1 protein-coding gene and 1 pseudogene are annotated in these 2030 nt (G+C 71.2%); both read right to left on the bottom strand.

What is annotated here, in order from left to right:
• Window positions 1–1100: pseudogene (locus tag FV228_RS27975) on the bottom strand (hypothetical protein); the annotation flags it as partial.
• Window positions 1101–1418: 318 nt separating this feature from the next.
• Window positions 1419–2030 (bottom strand): lysophospholipid acyltransferase family protein (locus tag FV228_RS27970; RefSeq protein ID WP_147857477.1); only part of this gene is annotated, 612 nt, incomplete at its 5' end.

Genomic DNA, 2030 nt, shown 5'->3' with positions numbered 1-2030 from the left:
GCGTGGGTCACGGCGCCGACATCGTTGAGGATCGGCGACAGCGCCCCGAGCCCCTGGCCGCCCAGCAGGTCGCCGGGCAGGGCCGCGACGTCGGTCAGGAGATTGCCGCCCTGCCCCAGATAGCCGAGGCCGAGGGTCTCGCCGAGATTGGTCAGGCCGTGGAGCGCGTCGTTCAGGAGCGGCACCCCGTGCCCGAGATTCTCGAGGGTCGCGTGGATGTCGAGCACCGCGGTGTTCGCCAGGTTGGTGACGGAGGCCAGCAGCCCGTCCGACGAGAGCAGGCCGCCGGCATTGGCCGCGCCGGTGATCGAGCCGACCAGGGTGTCGGCCGAGCCGAGGACGTGGCCGAGATCGGACAGGACCGGGCTGGCCGAGGCGAGCCCGCCGCCGGTCAGGAGCGATCCGGGCAGGGCCAGCGTGTCGGTCAGGAGGTTGCCGCCCTGACCCAGATAACCGAGGCCGAGTGTCTCGCCGAGAGCCGTGACCGCGTGGACCGGCGCATTGAGCACCGACACCTGATGGCCGGCATCCTCCAGCGTCGTGTGCAGGTCGAGGACGGCCTGGTTGAGGATGCTGGTCGCCGGGCTGAGGATTCCGCCGGCCCCGACGAGGCCGTTGCCGCTCGCCGGCACCGCCGTGACCGATTCGAGCAGCGTGCCGGCGGCCGTGGCGACGGCACCGGCATCGCTCAGCAGCGACGGGATCGCGCCGGATCCTGTCGGGTTGGCGACGGCGCCCGTCAGGTCGGTGATCAGGTTGCCGGCCTCGCCGATATGGCCGAGGCCCACGGTCTCGCCGAGATTGGTCAATCCGTGCAGCGGCCCGTTCAGCGGCGCGACCGCGTGGGCGAACCCCTCGATCTGCGCGTGGGTGTCGAGCACGATCTGGTTCGCCGTGGCGCTGACCGTGTCCGGCAGCGCCGATCCGCCCGAATCCGCGGAGCCGTTATCGACGGTGCCCTCGATGATCGAGGCGATCGGGCCGAGGCTCGCGAGCTGGCCGGTGGAGAGGGCGGTCGTGGACAGGAGCGCGTCGGGGCCGACGAGCCATGCGAGGGAGCGCGAAGCGGGGCTGAGGATGGCGGCGGGAGAGAGCGACATGAACACCTCCGGGTTCATCAAGTAACCATTTGTGCAACTGTGGGTTGCAAATCCAGGCGTCGGTAGGGAATACCGAGACGATCGGTATTCGGTGGATCGCGTCTGTTGCGAAAACACGCTTGCGGGGGGGCGATCCGGCCGATCGCGCCGATCCGCTGATCGAAGACCGTGATTGCCGTCGTCTAAAGTCCGGCCGACAGGTGAGAGCTGATCGTCGCCCACCCGAACAGCTTGCTGGTGGTGGCTCGCGATGTAGTCAGCGGCTCCCGTGCCGCGGGAGGCGCGCGCAGCCCTGATTGTTCGGGGCGGGGACGGGGGCTAACGCCGCCCCTGCGCGTCGGCCGGACGCCAGCGGTCGAGTTCGCGGTCGATCGCGCCCTCGGTGCCGCGCAGGAACTCCGCGGCCGGCAGGCCGGGCGCGAGGGCGGCGAGGTAGCTCACCACGATCGTGCCGGCCCGCGTGGCCATGCCCCGGGGCCAGAACAGGCCGGAATTCACCGCGACTGGCACCACCGGCAGGCGCAGCCGGCCGTAGAGCAGTTCCACGCCGCGCTTGAACTGCAGCGGGTCGCCGGCCCGGCCCCGCGTGCCCTCCGGAAAGATCAGCACCGAGCGGCCCGCCGCGACGGCGGCCTGACTGCCCTCGATGATCGCTCGCAGGGCCTGCGTGCCGTTGGCGCGGTCGATCACGATCATCGGCGAGCGCCGCAGGAACCAGCCGACCACCGGGATCGCCAGCAACTCGCGCTTGGCCACGATGGCCACGTCCGGGACCAGCACCAGGAAGGCCAGGGTCTCCCAGGTGGATTGGTGGTTGGCCACGAGCAGGCAGGGCTCGTTCGGGATGTGCTCGCGCCCCTCCTCGACGTAGCGCAGGCCGACGATCCCGTGCAGGCCGGCCAGGACCCCGCGGGCCCAGAGCCGCGCCGC

It is taken from the genome of Methylobacterium sp. WL18 (assembly GCF_008040015.1).
In the GTDB taxonomy this organism is placed as follows: Bacteria; Pseudomonadota; Alphaproteobacteria; order Rhizobiales; family Beijerinckiaceae; genus Methylobacterium; species Methylobacterium mesophilicum.
The sequence above is the reverse complement of the archived record's forward strand: the minus strand, read 5'-3'. Positions and strand labels throughout refer to the sequence as shown.